General features: G+C 61.0%; 22 protein-coding genes and 1 pseudogene. 8 read left to right on the forward strand and 15 right to left on the reverse strand.

Annotated features, from left to right (window positions below):
- Positions 1 to 641: 641 nt before the first annotated feature.
- Complete coding sequence (locus tag OC605_RS07580) at positions 642 to 998, forward strand: hypothetical protein (RefSeq protein WP_262136615.1); 357 nt, start codon at positions 642 to 644, stop codon at positions 996 to 998.
- A 97-nt stretch (positions 999 to 1,095) separates the two neighbouring features.
- On the opposite strand, the gene OC605_RS07585 is transcribed toward OC605_RS07580, so the two are convergent.
- The 3 genes from OC605_RS07585 to OC605_RS07595 all read right to left on the reverse strand — a co-directional run bounded on the left by OC605_RS07585 (position 1,096) and on the right by OC605_RS07595 (position 2,898).
- A complete protein-coding gene (locus OC605_RS07585; protein WP_003213368.1) occupies positions 1,096 to 1,371 on the reverse strand; it encodes an HU family DNA-binding protein in 276 nt (91 codons plus the stop codon).
- Between the two features lie 190 nt (positions 1,372 to 1,561).
- Complete coding sequence (locus OC605_RS07590; RefSeq protein WP_262136616.1) at positions 1,562 to 2,710, reverse strand: NAD(P)/FAD-dependent oxidoreductase; 1,149 nt, start codon at positions 2,708 to 2,710, stop codon at positions 1,562 to 1,564.
- Positions 2,711 to 2,730: 20 nt separating this feature from the next.
- Positions 2,731 to 2,898 carry a rubredoxin gene (locus OC605_RS07595; RefSeq protein ID WP_003177199.1) on the reverse strand — a complete coding sequence of 56 codons (168 nt, stop codon included), beginning with the start codon at positions 2,896 to 2,898 and terminating at the stop codon, positions 2,731 to 2,733.
- 201 nt (positions 2,899 to 3,099) lie between these two features.
- Here OC605_RS07595 and OC605_RS07600 point away from each other — a divergent pair, with 201 nt between their 5' ends.
- Complete coding sequence (locus OC605_RS07600) at positions 3,100 to 3,660, forward strand: chorismate--pyruvate lyase family protein (RefSeq protein ID WP_186568784.1); 561 nt, start codon at positions 3,100 to 3,102, stop codon at positions 3,658 to 3,660.
- Positions 3,660 to 4,550: a 4-hydroxybenzoate octaprenyltransferase gene (gene ubiA, locus OC605_RS07605; RefSeq protein WP_262136617.1), complete on the forward strand. Its 891-nt coding sequence runs from the start codon at positions 3,660 to 3,662 to the stop codon at positions 4,548 to 4,550. The genes OC605_RS07600 and ubiA overlap by 1 nt, the downstream gene beginning before the upstream one ends.
- A 115-nt stretch (positions 4,551 to 4,665) precedes the next feature.
- Here ubiA and OC605_RS07610 read toward each other — a convergent pair whose 3' ends face one another.
- Entirely contained in the window at positions 4,666 to 5,049 is a 384-nt protein-coding gene (locus tag OC605_RS07610; protein ID WP_073470882.1) for a hypothetical protein, read from the reverse strand.
- Between the two features lie 151 nt (positions 5,050 to 5,200).
- Here OC605_RS07610 and phoB point away from each other — a divergent pair, with 151 nt between their 5' ends.
- The 3 genes from phoB to OC605_RS07625 all read left to right on the forward strand — a co-directional run bounded on the left by phoB (position 5,201) and on the right by OC605_RS07625 (position 8,715).
- Positions 5,201 to 5,890 carry a phosphate regulon transcriptional regulator PhoB gene (gene phoB, locus OC605_RS07615; RefSeq protein WP_007896474.1) on the forward strand — a complete coding sequence of 230 codons (690 nt, stop codon included), beginning with the start codon at positions 5,201 to 5,203 and terminating at the stop codon, positions 5,888 to 5,890.
- A 74-nt stretch (positions 5,891 to 5,964) separates the two neighbouring features.
- The gene (gene phoR, locus OC605_RS07620) at positions 5,965 to 7,251 is read left to right on the forward strand and encodes a phosphate regulon sensor histidine kinase PhoR (protein WP_221264854.1); all 1,287 of its coding nucleotides are present in this window, start codon (positions 5,965 to 5,967) and stop codon (positions 7,249 to 7,251) included.
- A 123-nt stretch (positions 7,252 to 7,374) separates the two neighbouring features.
- Complete coding sequence (locus tag OC605_RS07625; RefSeq protein WP_262136618.1) at positions 7,375 to 8,715, forward strand: hemolysin family protein; 1,341 nt, start codon at positions 7,375 to 7,377, stop codon at positions 8,713 to 8,715.
- Between the two features lie 172 nt (positions 8,716 to 8,887).
- Here OC605_RS07625 and OC605_RS07630 read toward each other — a convergent pair.
- The 8 genes and pseudogenes from OC605_RS07630 to OC605_RS07665 form a co-directional block, all read right to left on the reverse strand.
- A pseudogene (locus tag OC605_RS07630) lies at positions 8,888 to 9,783 on the reverse strand (peptidoglycan DD-metalloendopeptidase family protein).
- A 316-nt stretch (positions 9,784 to 10,099) separates the two neighbouring features.
- Entirely contained in the window at positions 10,100 to 11,038 is a 939-nt protein-coding gene (locus OC605_RS07635) for a response regulator (RefSeq protein WP_039757306.1), read from the reverse strand.
- Positions 11,039 to 11,214: 176 nt separating this feature from the next.
- The gene (gene phoU / locus OC605_RS07640; protein WP_016772483.1) at positions 11,215 to 11,976 is read right to left on the reverse strand and encodes a phosphate signaling complex protein PhoU; all 762 of its coding nucleotides are present in this window, start codon (positions 11,974 to 11,976) and stop codon (positions 11,215 to 11,217) included.
- Positions 11,977 to 12,095: 119 nt separating this feature from the next.
- Positions 12,096 to 12,929: a phosphate ABC transporter ATP-binding protein PstB gene (gene pstB / locus OC605_RS07645; RefSeq protein WP_016772482.1), complete on the reverse strand. Its 834-nt coding sequence runs from the start codon at positions 12,927 to 12,929 to the stop codon at positions 12,096 to 12,098.
- A gap of 144 nt (positions 12,930 to 13,073) precedes the next feature.
- Positions 13,074 to 14,744 (reverse strand): phosphate ABC transporter permease PstA, encoded by a 1,671-nt coding sequence (gene pstA, locus OC605_RS07650; RefSeq protein WP_207807584.1) that lies wholly within the window; start codon positions 14,742 to 14,744, stop codon positions 13,074 to 13,076.
- Positions 14,745 to 14,760: 16 nt separating this feature from the next.
- The gene (locus tag OC605_RS07655; RefSeq protein ID WP_186568781.1) at positions 14,761 to 17,046 is read right to left on the reverse strand and encodes an ABC transporter permease subunit; all 2,286 of its coding nucleotides are present in this window, start codon (positions 17,044 to 17,046) and stop codon (positions 14,761 to 14,763) included.
- Positions 17,047 to 17,266: 220 nt separating this feature from the next.
- Entirely contained in the window at positions 17,267 to 18,265 is a 999-nt protein-coding gene (locus tag OC605_RS07660) for a phosphate ABC transporter substrate-binding protein PstS (protein WP_016772480.1), read from the reverse strand.
- Positions 18,266 to 18,498: 233 nt separating this feature from the next.
- Complete coding sequence (locus OC605_RS07665; protein ID WP_129997972.1) at positions 18,499 to 19,797, reverse strand: MFS transporter; 1,299 nt, start codon at positions 19,795 to 19,797, stop codon at positions 18,499 to 18,501.
- A 377-nt stretch (positions 19,798 to 20,174) separates the two neighbouring features.
- Between OC605_RS07665 and OC605_RS07670 the strand changes: the two genes are divergently transcribed.
- The gene (locus OC605_RS07670) at positions 20,175 to 20,579 is read left to right on the forward strand and encodes an acyl-CoA thioesterase (protein WP_139641270.1); all 405 of its coding nucleotides are present in this window, start codon (positions 20,175 to 20,177) and stop codon (positions 20,577 to 20,579) included.
- A gap of 57 nt (positions 20,580 to 20,636) precedes the next feature.
- A complete protein-coding gene (locus OC605_RS07675) occupies positions 20,637 to 21,536 on the forward strand; it encodes a D-hexose-6-phosphate mutarotase (protein WP_262136619.1) in 900 nt (299 codons plus the stop codon).
- Between the two features lie 212 nt (positions 21,537 to 21,748).
- On the opposite strand, the gene OC605_RS07680 is transcribed toward OC605_RS07675, so the two are convergent.
- The 3 genes from OC605_RS07680 to OC605_RS07690 form a co-directional block, all read right to left on the reverse strand.
- Positions 21,749 to 22,285 carry a DUF3299 domain-containing protein gene (locus OC605_RS07680; RefSeq protein ID WP_262136620.1) on the reverse strand — a complete coding sequence of 179 codons (537 nt, stop codon included), beginning with the start codon at positions 22,283 to 22,285 and terminating at the stop codon, positions 21,749 to 21,751.
- Between the two features lie 93 nt (positions 22,286 to 22,378).
- Entirely contained in the window at positions 22,379 to 22,624 is a 246-nt protein-coding gene (locus OC605_RS07685; protein ID WP_016772475.1) for a GlsB/YeaQ/YmgE family stress response membrane protein, read from the reverse strand.
- A 111-nt stretch (positions 22,625 to 22,735) separates the two neighbouring features.
- Positions 22,736 to 23,818, reverse strand: coding sequence for a 5-(carboxyamino)imidazole ribonucleotide synthase (locus tag OC605_RS07690; protein WP_262136621.1), 1,083 nt, complete (start codon positions 23,816 to 23,818; stop codon positions 22,736 to 22,738).
- Positions 23,819 to 23,826: the final 8 nt, after the last annotated feature.

Here is a 23,826-nt window from a genome sequence, read left to right on the forward strand (position 1 = left end):
CGCGCGACTGGAGTTTCAGCAACGCGGGACAGTATCGAAGAGCAGTTCAGCGACTCATCCAATTGAGATGTGCTCTTTCAAGTGGGCGCATCGTAATCACTATGATGGCCACTAGCAAGCATCTGATTAAACAACAAGACGAACTGTTCGTTGAGGTCTGTAGGAGATCGCCCTATATGTCGCAGGGGTTTCCCTGAGGCTGATTGATATACAGCGCATTCACCATGGTCCTGCGAAACCATTGATCCAGAGCCTCCCGTTGCAGACGGGCGAGTTTACCGGACGCTCATGTCCTTGAGCGGCGTGCAGCATGACAAATCCGGAAAAAAATAGAAGTAGGACACTTCTGAATAAAGACCGGCATCTTTTAACCTTTCGCAGACGACAACGAGCAACGAAAAAAATGCTAGCAAAATGATGGCATTTCACATAATTGAAACTTGTATGTTCAACATATACGCCGCTCCACAGCGAACTCGATAGTTATTGATGTATTTTTCCCCGGCAATGCTTTCACCTCATGCCAGAAAATACTCTGACAAAACTCAGGGATACTTCTTACATAATTCATATCCTGCAGGCTTGGTTAAGATCCGAGCCCAAGCAAATCCCCTTGAAACGCAGGTCTGGAGCTTTACTTCATGGAACTGAAACCACTGTTTTTCGCCGCGCTCATGTGGCTGCCCATCACCCACGCGTCAGCGGAAACCCCACCATTGGACGGCCATTACTACCTGACCGGCGCAATGGAAATGGGCGCCGAGTTGCTGTTGCGAAAGGACGGCACCTTTGATGCCGGTGTGGCGTATGGCAGCGCCGATGGCTTTGCCAAAGGCACCTGGAAAGTCGAGAACCAGACAGTAGTGCTGGAAAGCAAAACCAAGCCTGCCTCCAACAGCGATCTGGGCGGACTGTTCCAGGACCTGCAACTGGTGATCGAGCCAAACTGCCTGGCCGTGGATTTCGGCAACGGCAAGGCCTGCTTCCGACGCCAGTAAGCCAACAGACAGCCACAAAAAATGGGCACCCGACCGCAATCGGTGTGCCCATTTCTCATTTGCGGTTCTCCCCGTCATTCAGGGGAGCACGCCGCCATCAAGGATTGACGCTGTCTTTCAACGATTTGCCTGGCTTGAACGCAACGGTGTTGCTGGCCTTGATCTTGACCGGCTCGCCGGTCTGCGGGTTTTTGCCGGTGCGGGCGCCGCGGTGGCGCTGCAGGAAGGTGCCGAAGCCGACCAGCGTCACGCTGTCCTTGCGGTGCAGGGCGCCGGTGATTTCTTCGAGGACGGCATTGAGGACGCGGTTGGCCTGTTCTTTAGTCAGGTCGGCCTTTTCGGCGATTGCAGCGGCGAGTTCTGGTTTACGCATTAGTGAAGCCCCTTTGACGGTTTTTTGTTGTTATGTCCGTGCTGTTCTCGCTGGAACAGCGCCCAAGGCGCCGCAGGCTCTACTCTGCGGCAGACGGGAGTGAGAATGGCACGCCGCCAACGGCGGCGCCAGTCTCCCCAAGACCTTTGTCGGGGCAAAAGAGCGGTGTTTGCGACAGAACGACCGGCATTTACGCCAGCAGCGGCGGCAGCTGTTTGTTCAGGGCCAGTTTTTCCATGACCGCCCCGCCGGTCAGGGCGTAACCGAGCAACTGACCGTCGGCACTGTGGCACAGCGCTTTGATGTCGGCGCCCTGCCCTTCGACGCTCCAAATGCCTTCGCTGCCCCGTGGCGGCGGCGACACCACTAGCGGGCACACCGGGGTTTTCACGGTGATCGGCATCGGCCCGTAGCTGACCGCGGTCGGGTTTCCTGCGAGGGTTTGCGCCAACGCGCGCGCGCAACTCATCAGCGGCATCACGTAGAGCAGATTGAGCCCGTCGACTTCGGCGCAGTCGCCCAAGGCGTAGATGTTGGCGTGAGAGGTCTTCAGGTAACGATCGACCATCACGCCGCGATTGACCTGCACGCCGGCAGCCGCCGCCAGATCGATGCGCGGGCGCAGGCCGATCGCCGAGACCACCACATCGCACGGGATGATCTGGCCGTCGGACAGGTGCGCTTCGAGGCCATCGGCGACTTTCTCCAGCCGGGTCAGCACCGGGCCGAGGTGAAACTTCGCCCCGATACTTTCCAGCCCGGCCTGCACGGCCGCCGCAGCGGCGGGATGCAAGAGCATCGGCATGACCTGTTCGCACGGCGCGACCAGTTGCACTTCGTAGCCACCGAGAATCAGGTCATTGGCGAATTCGCAGCCGATCAACCCGGCGCCGAGCAACAAAACCCGACGCTTGCCCGCCGCTGCGGCACGGAAGCGCGCGTAGTCTTCGAGATCGTTGATCGGGAACACCAGTTCCGCGCCGTCGCCTTCGATCGGCACGCGCACGGTTTCCGCGCCCCAGGCCAGAATCAGGTCGCGATAGGGCACGGCTTCTTCACCGATCCACAAGCGTTTGTGGCCGGCGTCGATACCGCTGATGCGCGTGTGGGTGCGCACTTCGGCCTTCAACTGCTCGGCCATGGCGCCGGGTTCAGCCATGCTCAGGCCGTCGGCATCCTTGTTCTTGCCGAAACCGGTGGAGAGCATCGGCTTGGAGTAAGAGCGGCCGTCATCGGCGGTGATCAGCAGCAGCGGGGTTTCGCTGTCGAGCTTGCGAAACTCGCGGGCCAGGTTGTAGCCCGCAAGCCCGGTGCCGATGATGACGACTGGTGCGCTCATGCCTTACTCCTCTGATTTGCTCAGTTGATTTCGATCATTTCGAAGTCCATTTTGCCGACGCCGCAGTCGGGGCACAGCCAGTCTGCCGGTACGTCTTCCCAGCGGGTGCCCGGCGCGATGCCGTCATCCGGCCAACCATCGGCTTCGTTATAGATCAGGCCACAGACGATACATTGCCACTTCTTCATTCAGGTACTTCCTCAGGGTTCAGGCGTAGTGCCGGCGCGGACGGTCGATGGGTGCTGCGTTGCCATCCGGCTCAGGGCGTTTTGTACTGAGGGTGCCGCGCAGATGCAAGCCTGTTCGGCGCAACGGCGGCCGGCGCCGCTCAATCCTGTCGCCCGCCATGGTAAGCTCGCCGCCTCATTTGCGGCCAATAATGACTCATTGTGCAACATTCAAATGCCTGCCCCGCCCCGCTCTGGCTGACCCAGCAACGCCTGACGCCCCGCCCCGATCCGTTGACCCTCGACTGGTTGTTCGACGAAGGCTCGCTGACCCGCCGTTTGACCCGTTTGTCCGAGGACGGCTTCAGCGTGTCGCCGCTGTTCGAAGGCTGGGACATCTTGCGCGCTGATGAATGCGCGGCACTGGATCTGGCCGAGGGCAGCGAAGGCTGGGTGCGCGAGGTGTATTTGCGCGGCCACGGCGAGGCCTGGGTGTTTGCCCGCAGCGTTGCCTCACGGGCGGCCCTGCAAGGTGATGGTTTGCACATGGATGAACTGGGCAGCCGCTCGCTGGGCGAATTGCTGTTTTGCGATCGGGCGTTCCAGCGCCGCGCGATTGAAGTCTGCCGCTACCCTGAACAATGGTTGCCGCCAGCGGTGCAAGCCCCTGAGCTGTGGGGCCGGCGTTCGCGTTTCGACCGTGGCGCGCTGAGCGTGCTGGTCGCGGAAATCTTTCTGCCGAGCCTGTGGGACGCCGCCCGCGCCCATCCGGAGAACTGCTGATGTATCAGAGCCTGCTCAAGTCCCTCAACCGTCTGAACCCGCGCGCCTGGGATTTCGTTCAGTTGACGCGCATGGACAAGCCGATTGGCATTTACCTGCTGCTGTGGCCAACGCTGTGGGCGCTGTGGATTGCCGGCAAGGGTTCGCCGTCGCTGGCCAACGTGGTGATTTTTGTTCTTGGCGTAGTGCTGACCCGCGCCGGTGGTTGCGTGATCAACGACTGGGCTGACCGCAAGGTCGACGGCCACGTCAAACGCACCGCGCAACGGCCGCTCGCTGCTGGCCGCATCAGCTCGAAGGAAGCGCTGATGTTCTTTGCAGTGCTGATGGGCATCAGTTTTCTGCTGGTGCTGTGCACCAACGCACCGACGATCTGGCTGTCGCTGGGCGGTCTGGCGCTGGCATTCACGTATCCGTTCATGAAGCGCTACACCTACTACCCGCAAGTGGTGCTGGGGGCGGCGTTTTCCTGGGGCATGCCAATGGCCTTTACCGCCGAGACCGGAGAATTACCGGCGGCGGCGTGGTTGCTGTGGATCGCCAATCTGCTGTGGACGGTGGGTTATGACACTTATTACGCAATGACCGATCGCGATGACGACCTGAAGATCGGCGTGAAATCCACGGCGATTCTGTTTGGCGAGGCAGATCGGATGATCATCCTCAGCTTGCAGGCGCTGTCATTGGGCTGCCTGATTCTGGCCGGGTCGAAGTTCGAGCTGGGGATCTGGTTCCACCTCGGCTTGCTGGTGGCTGCCGGGTGTTATGCGTGGGAGTTCTGGTACACCCGTGATCGCGATCGCATGCGCTGCTTCAAAGCGTTCCTGCACAACCACTGGGCTGGGTTGGCGATATTTGTCGGGATCGTGCTGGATTACGCGCTGCGCTGATGCATGACACCTGTGGGAGCGAGCCCGCTCGCGAAGGCGTCATGTCAGTCACCTCTGCGATAACTGACACATCGTTTTCGCGAGCAGGCTCGCTCCCACAGGGTCTGGGTTGCGTCTATTTGGCCTTGGCGACTTTCCACGCGCCGTCCATTTTGCCGTCGCCGGTCATGTCGCCGGCCTTCTTGTCCATCACAAAGGTGTACAGCGGCATGCCCTGGTAGGCCCATTGCTTGCTGCCATCATCACGAGTGATTACCGTCCAGTCCCCCATCGACTTGTCATTCGCTGTCGCCATTAGCGGCGGCCAGTTTGCCGCGCACTTGTCATTGCACGCGGACTTGCCAGCGGAGTCCTTGGCAAAGGTGTAAAGGGTCATGCCCTTGTGGTCGGTGTACATGCCGTCCTTTTCCATCGCCGGATCGGCCGCCATGGCCAGCCCCGGCAATGTCAGGGCGGCGGCCAGCAGCAGGGCTTTGAACGAAGCAGTCATCTGAGTCATGGAAACCTTCTTTTGTGGTTGTCAGGATTCGGACTTAGAGCTTAGTCGAGGATAGGTGCAAATGTTGCCGGCCTGAAATACTGTCACACGACTGCAATAATTCCGTTATCTAATGCGGCGCAAGACAGTTAAATGACAAGAGGATTAAGGCATGGTTGGCAGGAGCATTCTGATCGTCGACGACGAAGCGCCCATTCGCGAAATGATCGCCGTGGCGTTGGAAATGGCCGGCTATGACTGCCTCGAGGCAGAGAACTCGCAGCAGGCTCACGCCATCATTGTCGACCGCAAACCGGACCTGATCCTGCTCGACTGGATGCTGCCCGGCACCTCGGGCATCGAACTGGCCCGGCGCCTCAAGCGTGACGAGCTGACCGGGGACATCCCGATCATCATGCTCACCGCCAAGGGCGAGGAGGATAACAAGATCCAGGGCCTGGAAGTCGGCGCCGACGACTACATCACCAAACCGTTTTCGCCGCGTGAACTGGTCGCCCGCCTCAAGGCTGTGCTGCGCCGCGCCGGACCGACCGATGGCGAAGCGCCGATCGAAGTCGGCGGCCTGCTGCTCGACCCGATCAGCCATCGCGTGACCATCGACGGCAAACCCGCCGAGATGGGCCCGACCGAATACCGCCTGCTGCAATTCTTCATGACCCATCAGGAACGCGCCTACACCCGTGGCCAGTTGCTCGACCAGGTCTGGGGCGGCAACGTCTATGTCGAAGAACGCACCGTCGACGTGCACATCCGCCGCCTGCGCAAGGCCCTCGGCGACGCTTACGAAAATCTGGTACAAACCGTGCGCGGCACCGGTTATCGGTTCTCTACAAAGGCCTGATCCGCCCGCCAGACTCGCTGACAAGGACCGTATCGACTGTGAATCAAAACTGGCATGGCACCCTGATTCGCCACATGCTGTTGCTGGTCACCGCCTGCCTGGTGATCGGCCTGATCACCGGCTATTACGGCTGGAGCCTCGCGGCGGGTCTGGGGCTTTATCTGGCCTGGACGCTCAAGCAACTGCTGCGTCTGCACGAATGGCTGCGCCAGCATCAACCCGACGAAGCACCGCCCGATGGCTATGGTCTGTGGGGCGAGGTGTTCGACAGCATCTATCACCTGCAACGCCGCGACCAACGGGTGCGCGGACGTCTGCAAGCGGTGATCGACCGGGTGCAGGAATCCACCGCCGCGCTGAAAGACGCGGTCATCATGCTCGACAGCGACGGCAACCTCGAATGGTGGAACCGTGCCGCCGAAACCCTGCTCGGCCTGAAGACTCCGCAGGACAGCGGCCAACCGGTGACCAACCTGGTGCGCCATCCGCGCTTCAAGGAATACTTCGAGCAGGACAGCTTCGCCGAGCCATTGGAAATCCCTTCGCCGACCAACGATCGCGTGCGCATTCAGCTGTACCTGACCCGCTACGGCAACAATGAACACCTGATGCTGGTCCGCGACGTGACGCGCATTCATCAGCTGGAACAAATGCGCAAGGACTTCATCGCCAACGTCTCACACGAGCTGCGTACACCGCTGACGGTGATCTGCGGCTATCTGGAAACCCTGCTCGACAATGTCGAGGAAGTGAACCCGCGCTGGAGCCGAGCCCTGCAACAGATGCAGCAACAGGGCGGGCGCATGCAGACGCTGCTCAACGACCTGTTGCTGCTGGCAAAACTGGAAGCCACCGACTATCCGTCGGACAACCAGCCAGTGCAGATCGACACACTGCTGCAATCGATCACCAGCGATGCGCAGCAGTTGTCCGGGGCGAAGAACCAGCGCATCAGCCTTGAGGCCAATGCCGGAGTGCTGCTCAAGGGCAGCGAGGCCGAGCTGCGCAGCGCGTTCTCCAATCTGGTGTTCAACGCGGTCAAGTACACCCCGGCCGAGGGCAACATCCGCATTCGCTGGTGGGGCGACGATCAGGGCGCGCACCTGAGCGTGCAGGATTCCGGCATCGGCATCGACAGCAAACACTTGCCGCGCCTGACTGAACGTTTCTACCGCGTCGATTCCAGCCGCAACTCCAACACCGGCGGCACCGGCCTCGGTCTGGCCATCGTCAAGCACGTGCTGCTGCGCCACCGCGCTCGCATGGAGATCAGCAGCGTGCCCGGCCACGGCAGCACGTTCACCTGCCATTTCGCCCCGGCCCAAGTGGCCAGCGCACGGGCGATCAGCGCCACCGAGTGATGCCGCCCGGCACACGCCACTAGGCAATCGCACGGTCAGCCGCTACATTGGCTGACTTGTGCCTGCCTTTCAGGCGCTGTTTCTCCCTACTTTCGAATCACACGGAACCCGCAAAACTCCATCATGGACCCTTCCCCTGGCTTGTCCCTCGCGACCATTTTTGCCGACTTCGGCATGATTCTTTTTGCTCTGATCCTGGTTTTGCTCAACGGTTTTTTCGTTGCAGCGGAATTCGCCATGGTCAAATTGCGCTCGACCCGGGTCGAGGCCATCGCTGAACAACACGGCTGGCGCGGACACATCCTGCGCACCGTGCACAGTCAGCTCGATGCCTACCTGTCGGCGTGTCAGCTCGGCATCACCCTCGCCTCCCTTGGCCTGGGCTGGGTCGGTGAGCCGGCGTTCGCGCATATTCTCGAACCGCTGCTGAGCGCGGTCGGCGTCGAATCGCCCGAGATCATCAAAGGCGTGTCGTTCTTCACCGCGTTCTTCATCATTTCGTACCTGCACATCGTGGTCGGCGAGCTGGCGCCCAAGTCGTGGGCGATCCGCAAACCCGAGCTGCTGTCGCTGTGGACGGCGGTGCCGCTGTACCTGTTCTACTGGGCGATGTACCCGGCGATCTACCTGCTCAACGCCAGCGCCAACGCGATTCTGCGTATCGCCGGGCAAGGTGAACCCGGCCCGCACCATGAACACCATTACAGCCGCGAAGAACTGAAACTGATCCTGCACTCCAGCCGGGGCCAGGATCCGAGCGATCAGGGCATGCGCGTATTGGCCTCGGCCGTGGAAATGGGCGAGCTGGAAGTGGTCGACTGGGCCAATTCCCGCGAAGACCTGATCACTCTGGAATTCAACGCGCCGCTGAAAGAAATCCTGGCGATGTTCCGTCGCCACAAGTTCAGCCGTTATCCGGTGTACGACAGCGAGCGCCAGGAGTTCGTCGGCCTGCTGCACATCAAGGATCTGCTACTGGAACTGGCGGCGCTGGACCACATTCCCGAGTCGTTCAACCTGGCCGAGCTGACCCGCCCGCTGGAGCGCGTATCGCGGCACATGCCGCTGTCGCAACTGCTGGAGCAGTTCCGCAAGGGCGGCTCGCACTTCGCCGTGGTCGAGGAGGCTGACGGCAACATCATCGGCTACCTGACCATGGAAGACGTGCTGGAAGTGCTGGTCGGCGACATTCAGGACGAACACCGCAAGGCAGAGCGCGGCATCCTCGCCTATCAACCGGGCAAATTGCTGGTGCGTGGCGATACGCCGTTGTTCAAGGTTGAACGTCTGCTGGGCATCGATCTCGATCACATCGAAGCGGAAACCCTCGCCGGGCTGATTTACGAAACCCTGAAACGGGTGCCGGAAGAGGAAGAAGTGCTGGAAGTCGAAGGCCTGCGCATCATCATCAAGAAGATGAAAGGGCCGAAGATTGTCCTGGCCAAGGTGTTGATGCTGGATTGATGGGAGTTTGGGGGGCTCTTGTGGCGAGGGGATTTATCCCCGTTGGACGGCGCAGCCGTCCCAAAACCATTGAATGCAGTCAGTTAGTACAGAGTTGCAATATTTGGGGCCGCTTCGCGGCCCAACGGGGATAAATCCCCTCGCCACAAAAACCCTCAACACCCTATCGCGCCTACTGCTTGCCCAACGCAAAGTTGGGCAACGCCCCCAGCGGCTGGTTGAACTGATAGGGAATCGACACCAGCCCTTCGCCGGTATTGCGCTGCACCACGAAGTGCAGGTGCGGGCCGCTGCTGTTGCCGGTGTTGCCCGACAGCGCCAGCGGGCTGCCGACCTTCACCCGTTGTCCTTCGCGCACGCTCACCGAACCCTGTTTCAAATGCAGGTACACGCCCATGGTGCCGTCGTCGTGCAGCACCCGGACGAAATTGCCGGAGGCATCGGTGCCGCGCCCGCTCTGGGAGTTCTCGGTCTTGACTACCACTCCCGCTCGCGCGGCGATGATCGGCGTGCCCACCGGCATGGCGATGTCCATGGCGTAGCGGTTTTCGGCCCGTAGTGGCTGTACTGGCCGTTGGCGCCCTGGCTCAGGCGAAACGGCCCGCCACGCCAGGGCAGCGGATAGCGATAGCTCTGTGCGGTGCCTGCGGGGTCGCCCAGTGAATACTGGAACTGCGGCGAATACACCAGCGGCTGGTCACGACTGATCGCGGTCAGCAGCGCCAGCCGCGTGTTGCTGCGCGGTGGCAGCACACGACGGATCGCCCGCGCGGGCGCGCCACGCACATTGCTCGTGCCGATGAAGGCCAGGGCAACCTCGACCGGCGCGTACAGATCGTTGCGCGCAAACACTACGTCGACGCCCTTCTGCTTCTTGATGTCCAAGTACACCTGGCGGTCGAGGCGCTCGACCATGCGGTCCTGAAACACGAACACCTTCGCGCCTTTGCTCGGGCGGTCACTGTACGAGACCACGCCGTTGGCGTCGGTGGATTTGTAAATGGTCATGGCCATCGCCAGCTGGGAGGCAAGGCAGAGACCGCAGAAAAACAGCAGGCGCGCGAGCATGGGCAAAAGTCTGTCGAAGGAAGGCCTGGGAATCAGCCTAGCAGCTGAGACAGACCAGGCTAGTCGACAGATGTTTCAAATGATCGTCCCCACGCTCTGCGTGGGGATGCAGCCCGGGACGCTCTGCGTCCCCTGCACAGAGGACGCGGAGCGTCCGGTTGAGGCATTCCTTTGCTGCGCGTGGGAACGATCAGAGCACGGGAGACAAGTGGTGTTTTGGCTGGCCCCTTCGCGAGCAGGCTCGCTCCCACATTTGGAATGCGTTCCAGGGTGGGAGCGAGCCTGCTCGCGAAGGCGGCCTATCGGGCGACGAAGCTTACGCGCCGGGTACGAAGTGCTTTTGCGCCGTGCCACGGGCGATCAGGCGCGAGATGTAGTCGAGCTTCTGCGCATCCTGGTCGACGAAGCGGAAGGTCAGTTGCAGCCAGTCGCTGTCGGCTTTCTGCTCGTGGGCGACGATGGCGTGCAGGTAACCGTTGAGGCGCGCGATCTCGGCGTTGTCACCCTGCTCCAGATCGAGCACGGCGCTGTCGAGGATCTGCGGCAGGGTTTCTGTGCGCTTCACTACCAGCAGGGCTTCCTTGATGCTCAAGGCCTTGATCACGCATTGCTGAGTACCGCTCGGCAGGCGCAACTGGCCCTGACCACGACCGCCCACCGGCGCCTTGGATGCACCGGGCGCCTGAACTGGCGGGCTGTTGAGCAAACCGCGCGACGGCGCAGCGGCTGGAGCGGGGGCAGCAGCGGCAGCGGCAGGCCTGGCCGCAGCGCCGCCGACCACGGCCGGCTTGCCGCCGGTCAGTGCGCTCAGGGAATCGTTGCCGAACGCCGAATTCATCTTGGTCGGCGCGCTGTTCATCAAGGTGTCGAGCTTGCCGACCTTGTTCAGTGCCTGCTTGACCTTGGTCAGCAACTGCTCGTTGGTGAACGGCTTGCTGACGTAGCCGGATACGCCGGCCTGAATCGCCTGCACGACGTTTTCCTTGTCACCACGGCTGGTGACCATGACGAACGGCATGGTCTTGAGGTTGTCCTGCTCGCGGCACCAGGTCAGCAGTTCGAGGCCGGACATTTCCGGCATTTCCCAGTCGCACAGCACCAGGTCGAAAGCCTCTTTGGCCAGCATCGCCTGGGCCTTTTTGCCGTTGATGGCGTCCTCGGTGCGGATCCCCGGGAAGTAATTACGCAGGCACTTTTTCACCAGGTCACGAATGAACGAAGCATCGTCCACGACCAACACACTGATCTTGCTCATCCAACACCCCTATTAAAATCCCGGCAAGCATAACGCTGGCTGATGGCACATTGCCAAAACTCTTCAGTCACGCCGGGACTTTTCGTTCGCGGGTGCTGCTTTTGATACGAATCCGCTTCTGAAAAGCAGAAACAAAAACGCCCGGCCAGAGGGCCGGGCGCTTCTCTCAGGCAATCTTACTTATCGTCAGCTTCGCCCGGAACATTAGCGGTTTCAGCGCTTGTGCCTTCAACTTCTTCTTTCATGCGCTTGAGGCCCATGTGGCGCACGTCGGTGCCGCGCACCAGGTAGATCACCAGTTCGGAGATGTTGCGCGCATGATCGCCGATGCGCTCCAGCGAACGCAGGACCCAGATGATGCTCAGCACCCGCGAGATAGAGCGCGGGTCTTCCATCATGTAGGTGGCCAGCTCACGCAGGGCGGTTTTGTATTCGCGGTCGATGATCTTGTCGTACTGCGCCACCGACAAGGCCAGATCGGCGTCGAAACGCGCGAAGGCGTCCAGCGCATCGCGCACCATGTTGCGCACCTGGTCGCCAATGTGACGAACCTCGACGTAACCGCGCGGCGCTTCGCCTTCTTCGCACAACTGGATGGCACGACGGGCGATCTTGGTGGCTTCGTCGCCGATACGCTCGAGGTCGATCACCGACTTGGAAATGCTGATGATCAAACGCAGGTCGGAGGCTGCCGGCTGACGACGGGCGAGAATGCGCAGGCATTCTTCGTCGATGTTGCGTTCCATCTGGTTGATCTGGTCATCGATCTCACGCACCTGCTGAGCCAGGCCTGAGTCGGCCTCGATCAGCGCCGTGACCGCGTCGTTGACCTGCTTCTCGACCAGCCCGCCCATGGCAAGGAGGTGGCTGCGCACTTCCTCCAGTTCAGCGTTGAACTGCGCGGAAATGTGATGGGTAAGGCCTTCTTTGGAAATCATTGTTCGCTCCGCGAAAGTTGCAAGCTTCAAGCTGCAAGCTTCAAGCAGTTATGTGTAAGTCCTGATATCGCACCAATTCTTTCTTGCCGCTTGAAGCTTGAAGCTTGCGGCTGCCCCAATCAGCCATAGCGACCGGTGATGTAGTCTTCGGTCTGCTTCTTCGCCGGATTGGTGAACAGGGTATCGGTGTCGCCGAATTCCACCAGTTTGCCCATGTACATGAACGCGGTGTAGTCGGACACCCGTGCCGCCTGTTGCATGTTGTGGGTAACAATGACGATGGTGAACTTGGACTTCAGCTCGTAGATCAGCTCTTCGACTTTCAGCGTCGAGATCGGGTCCAGAGCCGAGCACGGTTCGTCGAGCAGCAGCACTTCCGGCTCGACCGCGATGGTGCGCGCGATCACCAGACGCTGTTGCTGACCACCGGACAGGCCGAGGGCCGAGTCGTGCAGACGGTCTTTGACCTCGTCCCACAATGCCGCGCCTTTCAACGCCCACTCAACGGCTTCGTCGAGGATGCGCTTCTTGTTAATGCCCTGGATGCGCAGGCCATAGACCACGTTTTCGTAGATGGTCTTCGGGAACGGGTTGGGCTTCTGGAACACCATGCCGACGCGACGACGCAGCTCGGCAACATCTTCGCCCTTGCGATAGATGTTGTTGCCGTACAGATTGATCGCGCCCTCGACGCGGCAGCCGTCGACCAGATCGTTCATCCGGTTGAAGGTACGCAGCAGCGTCGACTTACCGCAGCCGGACGGGCCGATGAACGCGGTCACGCGCTGTTTCGGGATGTTCATGCTGACGTCGAACAGGGCCTGTTTCTCGCCGTAGTACAGGCTCAGGCCCGGTACTTCGATGGCAACGGTTTCCTGCGCCAGGTCCAGGCTCTGCTTGTCGCGGCCCAGGGCAGACATGTTGATGCCGTGGCTGTGTGTTTCGTGCTGCATGGGAGGCTCCCTGTGCTAACAAATTCGGTTCGGTTTTTGTAGGAGTGAGCCTGCTCGCGATTCAGGCGCTGCGGTTTGTCTATGAAACCGCGGTGATACCTTCGCGAGCAGGCTCGCTCCCACATGGAAATCAGTGCTGCAAAATCAGCTGTCCAGTGCTTTGTATTTTTCGCGCAGGTGGTTGCGGATATACACCGCCGACAGGTTCAGCGTCGCGATCACCAGCACCAGCAGCAGCGCGGTGGCGTACACCAGCGGGCGGGCTGCTTCGACGTTGGGGCTCTGGAAGCCGACGTCATAGATGTGGAAGCCCAGGTGCATGATCTTCTGGTCCAGGTGCAGGTACGGGTAGTTGCCGTCCACCGGCAGCGACGGCGCCAGTTTCACCACACCCACCAGCATCAGCGGCGCCACTTCACCGGCGGCGCGGGCCACGGCGAGGATCATCCCGGTCATCATGGCCGGGCTGGCCATCGGGATAACGATTTTCCACAGCGTCTCCGCTTTGGTCGCGCCGAGAGCCAACGAACCTTCACGCACAGTGCGGGGAATCCGCGCCAGACCTTCTTCGGTCGCCACGATCACCACCGGCACGGCCAGCAGCGCGAGGGTCAGCGAAGCCCAGAGCAGGCCCGGCGTACCGAACGTCGGCGCCGGCAGAGCTTCAGGGAAGAACAAGCGGTCGACCGAGCCACCCAGCACGTAAACGAAGAAGCCCAGACCGAACACGCCGTAAACGATCGCCGGTACGCCAGCGAGGTTGTTCACCGCAATGCGAATGATCCGGGTCAGGGTGTTCTGCTTGGCGTATTCGCGCAGGTACACCGCTGCCAGCACGCCGAACGGGGTCACGATCATCGCCATGATCAGGGTCATCATCACGGTGCCGAAGATCGCCGGGAAGATCCCGCCTTCGGTGTTCGCTTCACGCGGGTCGTCGGAGAGGAATTCCCAGATCTTGCTGAAGTAGAAACCAACCTTGGTCAAGGTGCTCATGCCGTTTGGCTGGTAGGCATGCACGACTTTGCCCAGACCGATTTCGATTTCCTTGCCGTTGGCGTCACGGGCGGTCAAGGCGTCGCGGTTGAACTGTGCATGCAAATCAGACAGACGTGCTTCGATGTCCTTGTAGCGCGCGTCCAGTTCGGCGCGCTCGGATTCCATGTCCGCTTGTGCGGTGGCGTCGAGTTTGCCTTCCAGCTCGAGTTTGCGCCCATGCAATCGGATGCGTTCAAGACCGGCGTTGATCGCGCCGATGTCGGTTTTTTCCAGCGTCTTCAGTTGAGCAGCAAGATCGTTCACCCGATCGATGCGCGCTTGCAGCTCAGGCCAAGCGGCCTCGCCTTCGGCGATGACCTTGCCATCCTGTTTGACGTTGACCAGGTAGCCGTAGAAGTTGCCCCACTCGCGACGCTCGATCGCCATCAGCTCGGGCGGTGTGGTCTGCTTGGTCAGCCACTCGCCGACGATCCAGGTGAAATCGTTGCCGTTCAGGTCACGGTTGCCGACCTTGATCAGCTCGCGGGTCATGAATTCCGGACCTTCGTCCGGTACCGGCAGGCCGGCGCTCTTCAGACGTGCGCGCGGCACTTCCTCTTTCTGCACCACTTCGCCGATCACCAGGTGATTGGCCTGGCCCGGTACGTCGTAATGGGCGTGGATCAGGTCCGCCGGCCAGAAGTGACCGAGACCGCGCACGGCAATCACCGCCAACAGGCCAATGGTCATGATGACCGCGATGGACACCGCGCCACCGCTGATCCAGACGCCCGGGGCGCCGCTCTTGAACCATCCTTTCAGGGAGTTCTGTTTCACAGACTTCTACCTTTGCTTAAAGCGACGAGTATTTCTTGCGCAGACGCTGACGAATCAGTTCTGCCAGGGTGTTCATGACGAAGGTGAACAGCAGCAGCACCAGCGCCGAGAGGAACAGCACGCGGTAGTGGCTGCCACCGACCTCCGACTCGGGCATTTCCACCGCGACGTTGGCGGCCAGGGTGCGCAGGCCTTCGAACAGGTTCATCTCCATGACCGGGGTGTTGCCGGTGGCCATCAGCACGATCATGGTTTCGCCGACCGCACGGCCCATGCCGATCATCAGCGCCGAAAAAATCCCCGGGCTGGCGGTCAGGATCACCACGCGGGTCATGGTCTGCCATGGCGTCGCACCGAGGGCCAGCGATCCCAGGGTCAGACCGCGCGGCACGCTGAACACGGCGTCTTCGGCGATCGAGTAGATGTTCGGGATCACCGCGAAACCCATGGCCAGACCGACCACCAGAGCGTTGCGCTGGTCGTAGGTGATGCCCAGGTCGTGGGAGATCCACATGCGCATGTCGCCACCGAAGAACCAGTTCTCCATGAACGGACTCATGTACAGCGACAGCCAGCCCACAAACAGGATCACCGGAATCAGCAGAGCACTTTCCCAACCGTCCGGGACTTTCAGGCGGATCGATTCGGGCAGACGACTGAAGGTGAAACCGGCGACCAGAATGCCGATCGGCAGCAACATCAGCAGGCTGAAGATGCCCGGCAGATGGCCTTCTACATACGGCGCGAGGAACAGGCCGGCGAAGAAACCGAGGATCACCGTCGGCATCGCTTCCATCAGTTCGATCACCGGTTTGACCTTGCGGCGCATGCCCGGGGCCATGAAGTACGCGGTGTAGATCGCCGCAGCGACGGCCAGTGGCGCCGCCAGCAGCATGGCGTAGAACGCGGCTTTCAGGGTGCCGAAGGTCAGCGGCGAGAGGCTCAGTTTCGGTTCGAAATCGGTGTTGGCGGCGGTCGACTGCCAGACATATTTAGGCTCGTCGTAGTTCTCGTACCAGACCTTGCTCCACAGCGCGCTCCACGATACTTCCGGGTGCGGGTTGTCGAGCAGCAGCGGTTGCAGCTTGCCGTCGGCTTCGACGATCACTCGGTTGGCGCGCGGCGACAGACCGAACAGGCCTTGGCCATCCACCACCTGATCGACCAGCAACGTGCGGTGTGCGGTGCTGTGGAACACGCCGAGCTTGCCGCTGGCATCAAGGGCGAGGAAGCCTTTGCGGCGCTCTTCGGCAGCGATTTCAACGATCGGCGTGGTGCCCATCTGGAAGGTGCGGATCTGCTTCAGACGCTGCTCGCCATCGGTATCGCGAGCCATGAACCACTGGGCCAGACCGCCCTTGGAATCGCCGACGATCAGCGAAATACCGCCGACCAGCTGCGCGGTGGCGGTGACTTGGGCGTCAGCGTTTTCCAGCAGTTTGTAGCGCCCGTTGAGGCTCTTGTCGCGCAGGCTGAACACGTCGGCCTGAGCTCGCCCGTTGACCACGTACAGCCACTGCTGGCGCGGGTCGACGAAGATGTTTTTCACCGGCTCGGTCATCTGCGGCAGATCGATGCGCGTCTGCTCGTTGGTGACTTCGCCGGTCATCATGTTTTCTTCGCTGGTCAGCGAAAGCACGTTGAGTTGCGAGCCAGTGGAGCCGACCAGCATCAGCGTCGAGTCGGTGGCATTGAGGCTGACATGCTCCAGCGCGCCGCCGCTTTCGTTCAGTGCGATCGGTGCCTCGCCATAGGGATATTCGATGGCCGGGCTGATGGTTTTCTTGCCATCGGGGTAGCTGACTTTATAGGTGTGACGGAACACCAACGCCTGACCATTGGACAGCCCCACGGCCACTAGCGGATGACCCGGCTGGTCTTCGCCAATGGACGTCACGGTAGCGCCCGCAGGCAGCGGCAGATCGACACGTCTCAATTCAGCGCCACTGTCGAGATCGAAGAACAGCGCCTGGCCCTTGTCGGATACACGCATGGCCACCTGATTCTGCTCTTCGAGCGAGATCATCAGGGGCTTGCCCGCGTCCTGCATCCAGGCCGGGGTGATCGAGTCTTTCGCGGTCAGGTCGGCGCCTTGAAACAGTGGCGCAACGACGTAGGCGAGGAAGAAGAAGATCAGGGTGATGGCCGCCAGCACCGCCAGGCCGCCAACGAGGACGTACCAACGGGTGAAGCGATCCTTGAGCGCGCGGATGCGGCGCTTGCGTTGCAGCTCAGGCGTATTGAAATCAATGCGCTTGGGAGGGGAAGACGTAGTCATTGGGGAATTGGCCAGATCATTCATGCGCACACCCTAGCGATCCTGTATGACAGAAAGATGACAGTGCAGTGACGCAGCAAATCCGCCAGCCGGAAGTCCGGCAGCGGAGTCGAAAATTTGGTGGTTGCAGGAGCGCGTCTGCTCGTCAAGGCGCCGGGTCAGTCACATCGATGCTGCATGTGACCACCCCTTCGCGAGCAGGCTCGCTCCCACAGGAGTCCGGCTTCAGGCCGGCCTCAGGGTGTTACTTCTTGGCGACAGCGCCGCCTTCCTGCAGACCGAGGTCAGCCAGTGCCTTGGCGGCAACCTTGGCTGGCAGCGGGATGTAGCCGTCTTTCACTACCACTTCCTGGCCCTGCTTCGACAGCACCAGCTTCACGAACTCGGCTTCCAGCGGGGCCAGAGGCTTGTTCGGGGCTTTGTTGACGTAAACGTAGAGGAAGCGCGACAGCGGATACTTGCCGTTCAGGGCGTTTTCTTCGGTGTCTTCGATGAACTCGCCGCCTTCTTTCTTGGCCAGGGCGACGGTTTTCACGCTGGCGGTCTTGTAGCCGATGCCCGAGTAGCCGACGCCGTTAAGCGAGCTGCTGATCGACTGCACCACCGACGCCGAACCTGGTTGTTCGTTGACGTTAGGCTTGTAGTCGCCTTTGCACAGGGCTTCTTCCTTGAAGTAGCCGTAGGTGCCGGACACCGAGTTACGACCGAACAGCTGGACTGGCTTGTTGGCCAGGTCACCGGTCACGCCCAGGTCACCCCAGGTCTTGACGTCAGCTTTGGCACCGCACAGGCGCGTCGAGGAGAAGATCGCATCGACCTGAGCCATGGTCAGGTGCTTGATCGGGTTGTCCTTGTGCACGAACACCGCCAGGGCATCCACGGCAACCGGGATTGCCGTCGGCTTGTAGCCGTACTTCTGTTCGAAAGCCTGCAGCTCGTTGTCCTTCATCTTGCGGCTCATCGGGCCCAGGTTGGCGGTGCCTTCGGTGAGTGCAGGTGGCGCGGTGGAAGAACCGGCAGCCTGAATCTGGATGTTGACGTTCGGGTATTCTTTTTTGTAGTTCTCAGCCCACAGGGTCATGAGGTTGGCCAGGGTATCGGAACCGACGCTGGACAGGTTGCCCGACACACCAGTGGTCTTGGTGTAGCTCGGGATAGCAGGGTCAACAGCGGCGAACGCGTTAGCAGTCGCAACGCCAGCAGCGACAAAAGTCATTGCCGCCATCAAACGCTTCAGTTTCATGCCTTACTCCTAGCAGATAGGGTGTGTTAAGTCGGGGCCAAGTATCAGCAGGCCATGTGAACACTCTATGGCTGAAATATGACAATTGGATGAAAGGCCAGTATGTCGCGACAGATCGTTCCCACGCTCCGCGTGGGAATGCCGCCAGGGACGCTCCGCGTCCGCTTCCAGAGGTGACGCAGAGCGTCACGGGATGCATTCCCACGCAGAGCGTGGGAACGATCAGCCGTTAATCAGCGGCCGTTTTTCCAGAGCCACGCACCGACCACCATCCCCACGCCGCACAACACCGCTACATAGTAAGCCGGTCCCATCGCGCTTTCCTTGAGCAGCAGGCTCACCACCATCGGCGTCAGGCCACCGAAGATCGCGTACGCGACGTTGTACGAGAACGACAAGCCACTGAAGCGAACCACCGGCGGGAACGCCTTCACCATCACGTACGGCACCGCGCCGATGGTGCCGACCAGCAAACCGGTCAATGCGTACAGCGGGAACAGCCAGTCCGGGTGGTCGGCGAGGCTGTGGTAGAAGGTCCAGGAGCTGATCAGCAGACCGAGGCAGCCAAAGACGAAGACGCGACCGGCGCCGAAGCGATCGGCCAGCGCGCCGGCGCCAATGCAGCCGAGGCTGAGGAACACGATGGCCAGGCTGTTGGCCTGCAGGGCCGTGGTCGGCGAGAAGTGGTAGACCGTTTGCAGCACGGTCGGGGTCATCAGGATCACTACGACGACGCCGGCCGACAGCAGCCAGGTCAGCAGCATCGAAATGGCGATGGCGCCGCGATGATCACGCAGCACCGCGCGCAACGGCACTTCTTCGGCCAGCGCCTTGCGCAATTGCAGTTCGGCGAACACCGGAGTTTCGTGCAGCCAGCGGCGCAGGTACACAGAGAACAGGCCGAACACGCCGCCGAGCAGGAACGGGATCCGCCAGGCGTAATCCGACACTTCGGCTGGCGTATAAATGCTGTTGATCGCCGTGGCGACCAGCGAGCCGAGGAGGATGCCGGCAGTCAGGCCACTGGTGAGCGTGCCGCAGGCATAACCGATGTGCTTTTGCGGTACGTGTTCGGAAACGAAGACCCACGCCCCCGGCACTTCGCCGCCAATCGCCGCGCCCTGGATCACCCGCATCAGCAGCAAAAGGATCGGCGCCCAGATGCCGATCTGCGCGTAGGTCGGCAGCAGGCCCATGATCAGCGTCGGCACGGCCATCATGAAAATGCTCAGGGTGAACATCTTCTTGCGCCCCAGCAGGTCACCGAAGTGCGCCATGACGATGCCGCCCAAAGGGCGCGCCAGATAGCCGGCAGCAAAGATGCCGAAGGTCTGCATCAAGCGCAGCCACTCGGGCATGTCGGCCGGGAAGAACAGCTTGCCGACGACGGTGGCGAAGAAGACGAAGATGATGAAATCGTAGAACTCCAGCGCCCCGCCGAGGGCGGACAGCGACAGAGTCTTGTAGTCATTGCGGGTCAACGGTCGTGCGGGTTGCTCGGGCTGCGCGAGGCTCGAAGGCGCTGTGGTCATGGCAAGGGCTTCTCTTATAGTCGAATCTGTCGCCACAACAACGCTGGCGGTGGCTCGGACAGGTTCGGCACCATAGCAAATTGTTCGAAAAAGCACATAGAGGCGCGTAATTGACGGTCGAAATCAGAACCGGGTGGTCGTCGCGGGGTCTATCGACCGATATACTCGCCACCAGCGCAGGATTTGTAAGAGGTTGCTGTGCGAAAACGTTGTTGGCCCGTCCTTTGCTCGGGATTTAGCCTTTTTCGCAGAGTTTCCCTTTAGGCGCCTGATGGAAAACGTGACGAACGCAGTGTGTTCGGTGTTGAATCGTTTTTCTTGAAGACGGCTACCACCCGCAATACCCACGAAGAGTCACGGGTCAGAGGCCCCTCGGCATGATAGAGCTCGAACAAGAAGATCCGATCCCACAGGGCGACCTGGCCCTGCAAATCACCGCACTTCCCCGCGAAACCAACGGCTTTGGCGATATTTTCGGCGGCTGGCTGGTCTCGCAGATGGATCTGGCCGGCACTGCCATGGCCAGCCGGGTGGCCGGCGGCCGCGTTGCCACTGTCGCCATCGACCGCATGGCGTTTCTCGTCCCGGTCGCCGTCGGCGCGCAGTTGTCCTTTTATACCCAGACCCTGGAAATCGGCCGCAGCTCGATCCAGATGATGGTCGAAGTGTGGAGCGATGACCCACTGTCCAGTGAATGGCGCAAGGTCACCGAAGCGGTTTTCGTTTTCGTCGCCATCGACGGCAGCGGTCGCACCCGTTCGGTGCCGCCACGCGCGCGTTAAACCTCGCGGCCGTTTTGCGGTCGATAGTCGTCCCCAGTGTCTGATCGAGAGTTGCCCATGAACACGCCCAACGTTGAAGCCGTGAAACAGGATGAACTGAACTGCTGGCGCATCCGCCACGGCAAGGCCGAAGTGCTGGTGGCCCAGCAAGGCGCGCACATCCTCAGTTATCAGATCGACGGCCAGCCGCCGATCATCTGGCTCAACGACAAGGCCGAGTTCAAGACCGGCAAAAGCATCCGCGCCGGCGTGCCGGTGTGCTGGCCGTGGTTCGGCAAATTCGAACGCAACCCGAGCAGCGTGCAGGCCATGTACACCGGCGCGCAACCGGCCCCCGCGCACGGTCTGGTGCGGGCGATGGATTGGCAGTTGGGCAACATCGAGTCAGAGGCTGACGGCATCAAGGTCGAGTTCAAGCTGCCCTACCCGGAAGGAGGCCTGCCGGGCTGGCCCCACGAAGTCGACCTGACCCTGACCCTGCATCTGGCGGATCAACTGCATTACAGCCTGACCAGCCATAACCGTGGTACTGACACCGTCACGCTGAGTCAGGCGCTGCACACCTATTTCGTCGTGAGTGACGTGCGTAATGTGCATGTCGACGGCGTGGCCGGGCTCAACTACATCGAGACCCTGGATGACTGGAACACGGCCAGCCAGAGCGGCGATCTGCATTTCGCCGGCGAGACCGACCGCATCTACCTCGACGTTCCGCCGCAATTGAGCATCGTTGATCCGACGTGGGAACGACGCATCGTGCTGACCTCTACCGGCTCGCGCACGGCGGTGATCTGGAACCCGTGGATCGACCGCGCCGCCGCTCTGCCGGACATGGACAACGATGGCTGGCAGCGCATGCTGTGCATCGAAACGGCGAATGTGATGGATGATCTGGTGACCCTGGCGCCGGGTGCGAGCCATACGATGGGTGTCAGCGTAGCTGCTACGCCGCTCTAAGCTCTAGCGCCATACAAAAGGGCAAAGAGCCCTGTGGCGAGGGGGTTTATCCCCGCTGGGTCGCGCAGCGGCCCCCGCTTTTTCTAAATCAAAAGCTGGGGCCTGCTGCGCAGTCCAGCGGGGATAAATCCCCTCGCCACAGATAAATCCCTTCACCACAGATAAATCCCCTCACCAAAAAGGCTCGCTCCTAAATTTATGTGCGGCGCGCTTTAGAGGTCAGATTCCTGCACCACCCGCACCTTCTCCGCCTCCAGCGCATACGCCGCATCAGCGAGGTCATTGCTGACCTTCTCGATTTTCAGTGTGCCGGTCACCCACAGCGGTGTGTAGATATCGTCCAGCTTCAAACCCTTCGGATATCGCACCAGCACCAATTGATTGGGCGGCGGTGGCGGTACGTGGATGCAGGCGCCCGGATACGGCACGAGGAAGAACAACGTGCTGCGGCCCTTGGCATCGGATTCCAGCGGCACCGGGTAACCACCGATGCGGATGTGCTTGTCGTTCATCGACGCCACGGTTTTCGTCGAATACATCACCGCTGGCAGACCTTTGGCCTGCTTCATCCCGCCCCTCTCGGTGAAGGTGCCGGTGGCTTCGGGGGAGTTGTGGTCGATTTCCGGCATGGCCTCGAGAGCCTTTTGATCCGACTTGGGCATCAGTTCCAGCCAGTCGGTTTCCGGCAGTTCGCCGGCGTGGGCGAGACTGCTGCCCAGCAAGAGGAGAGTCAACAGAAGACGGCGCATGAAGGTGCTCGGCAGGCAAAGGAATGGACGGTGAGTCGCCGCGCATTCTAGCCCTCCCGGCCGTGATGGCCGAGAGGGCTTTGTCGCTTTCGATCAGTTCTTTTTGATCAGACCGTAGATCACCAGCAACACGACAGCGCCGACCAGTGCGCCGAGGAAACCCGCGCCCTCGCCCGCCTGATAGATGCCCAGAGCCTGGCCGCCGTAGGTGGCCGCCAGCGAACCGCCGATACCGAGCAGGATGGTCATGATCCAGCCCATGCTGTCATCGCCCGGTTTCAGGAACCGAGCCAGCAGGCCGACGATCAAGCCGATAAAGATGGTTCCGATAATTCCCATGGCATTTCCCTCTGATTTGGTAGATATGCCAAAGCCTAGACAGACTTTGGCATCCTGCCATGAGAGAACGGCGGCCCCTGAATGGTTCCGCCGCTGGCACATGAAACTGGTTTACTCGGCGATCAGCGCTTGGACCTTGATGATCTGCGCTTGCAGCGTGGCCATGTCGGCGCAGCGCAGGTTGGCATGGCCGACCTTGCGTCCGGCCTTGAAAGCTTTGCCGTAGTGATGCAGATGGCAGTCTTCGATGGCGATGACTTTTTCCACCGGCGGCACTACGCCGATGAAGTTGAGCATCGCGCTCTCACCGACCTTGGCGGTCGAACCCAGCGGCAGGCCGGCGACGGCACGCAGGTGGTTTTCGAACTGGCTGCACTCGGCACCTTCGGTGGTCCAGTGCCCGGAGTTGTGCACGCGCGGGGCGATTTCGTTGGCTTTCAGGCCACCGTCGACTTCGAAGAACTCGAAAGCCATCACGCCGACGTAGTCGAGGTGCTTGAGCACACGGCTGGAATAATCTTCGGCCAGCGCCTGCAACGGGTGATCGGTGCTGGCTACCGACAGCTTGAGGATGCCGCTGTCGTGGGTGTTGTGCACCAGCGGATAGAACTTCGTTTCACCATCGCGGGCACGCACGGCGATCAGCGACACTTCGCCGGTGAATGGCACGAAGCCCTCCAGCAGGCAGGCAACGCTGCCCAGTTCGGCGAACGTACCGGCAACATCTTCCGGCTTGCGCAGGACTTTCTGGCCCTTGCCGTCATAACCCAGGGTGCGGGTTTTCAGCACGGCCGGCAGACCGATGGAAGCGACGGCGGCGTCCAGGTCGGCTTGCGACTGGATGTCGGCGAAGGCCGGGGTCGGAATGCCGAGGTCTTTGAACATGCTCTTTTCGAACCAGCGGTCACGAGCAATGCGCAGGGCTTCGGCGCTCGGGTAGACCGGCACGAATTGCGAAAGAAACGTCACGGTTTCGGCCGGGACGCTTTCGAATTCGAAGGTCACCAGATCGACTTCGTCGGCCAGTTGGCGCAGATGATCCTGATCGCCGTAATCGGCCCGCAGGTGTTCGCCCAGCGCGGCCGCACAGGCGTCCGGCGCAGGGTCGAGAAAAGCGAAGTTCATGCCCAGCGGAGTCCCCGCCAGGGCCAACATGCGACCCAACTGGCCGCCACCGATTACACCGATCTTCATCTCAACAA

The organism is Pseudomonas sp. Marseille-Q5117, from assembly GCF_946901175.1.
Lineage (GTDB): Bacteria > Pseudomonadota > Gammaproteobacteria > Pseudomonadales > Pseudomonadaceae > Aquipseudomonas > Aquipseudomonas iranensis.

Bases quoted from the DNA above. Each gene is read 5' to 3' on its own strand.
- phoR (WP_221264854.1), top strand. From the start codon at position 5,965: ATGCTGTTGCTGGTCACCGCCTGCCTGGTGATCGGCCTGATCACCGGC.
- pstB (WP_016772482.1), bottom strand. From the start codon at position 12,929: ATGCAGCACGAAACACACAGCCACGGCATCAACATGTCTGCCCTGGGC.
- OC605_RS07680 (WP_262136620.1), bottom strand. From the start codon at position 22,285: ATGCGCCGTCTTCTGTTGACTCTCCTCTTGCTGGGCAGCAGTCTCGCC.
- OC605_RS07580 (WP_262136615.1), top strand. From the start codon at position 642: ATGGAACTGAAACCACTGTTTTTCGCCGCGCTCATGTGGCTGCCCATC.
- OC605_RS07670 (WP_139641270.1), top strand. From the start codon at position 20,175: ATGATAGAGCTCGAACAAGAAGATCCGATCCCACAGGGCGACCTGGCC.
- OC605_RS07665 (WP_129997972.1), bottom strand. From the start codon at position 19,797: ATGACCACAGCGCCTTCGAGCCTCGCGCAGCCCGAGCAACCCGCACGA.
- OC605_RS07675 (WP_262136619.1), top strand. From the start codon at position 20,637: ATGAACACGCCCAACGTTGAAGCCGTGAAACAGGATGAACTGAACTGC.
- phoU (WP_016772483.1), bottom strand. From the start codon at position 11,976: ATGATTTCCAAAGAAGGCCTTACCCATCACATTTCCGCGCAGTTCAAC.
- OC605_RS07690 (WP_262136621.1), bottom strand. From the start codon at position 23,818: ATGAAGATCGGTGTAATCGGTGGCGGCCAGTTGGGTCGCATGTTGGCC.
- OC605_RS07635 (WP_039757306.1), bottom strand. From the start codon at position 11,038: ATGAGCAAGATCAGTGTGTTGGTCGTGGACGATGCTTCGTTCATTCGT.
- OC605_RS07655 (WP_186568781.1), bottom strand. From the start codon at position 17,046: ATGAATGATCTGGCCAATTCCCCAATGACTACGTCTTCCCCTCCCAAG.
- OC605_RS07610 (WP_073470882.1), bottom strand. From the start codon at position 5,049: ATGACTCAGATGACTGCTTCGTTCAAAGCCCTGCTGCTGGCCGCCGCC.
- ubiA (WP_262136617.1), top strand. From the start codon at position 3,660: ATGTATCAGAGCCTGCTCAAGTCCCTCAACCGTCTGAACCCGCGCGCC.
- OC605_RS07685 (WP_016772475.1), bottom strand. From the start codon at position 22,624: ATGGGAATTATCGGAACCATCTTTATCGGCTTGATCGTCGGCCTGCTG.
- phoB (WP_007896474.1), top strand. From the start codon at position 5,201: ATGGTTGGCAGGAGCATTCTGATCGTCGACGACGAAGCGCCCATTCGC.
- OC605_RS07625 (WP_262136618.1), top strand. From the start codon at position 7,375: ATGGACCCTTCCCCTGGCTTGTCCCTCGCGACCATTTTTGCCGACTTC.
- OC605_RS07660 (WP_016772480.1), bottom strand. From the start codon at position 18,265: ATGAAACTGAAGCGTTTGATGGCGGCAATGACTTTTGTCGCTGCTGGC.
- OC605_RS07590 (WP_262136616.1), bottom strand. From the start codon at position 2,710: ATGAGCGCACCAGTCGTCATCATCGGCACCGGGCTTGCGGGCTACAAC.
- OC605_RS07585 (WP_003213368.1), bottom strand. From the start codon at position 1,371: ATGCGTAAACCAGAACTCGCCGCTGCAATCGCCGAAAAGGCCGACCTG.
- OC605_RS07595 (WP_003177199.1), bottom strand. From the start codon at position 2,898: ATGAAGAAGTGGCAATGTATCGTCTGTGGCCTGATCTATAACGAAGCC.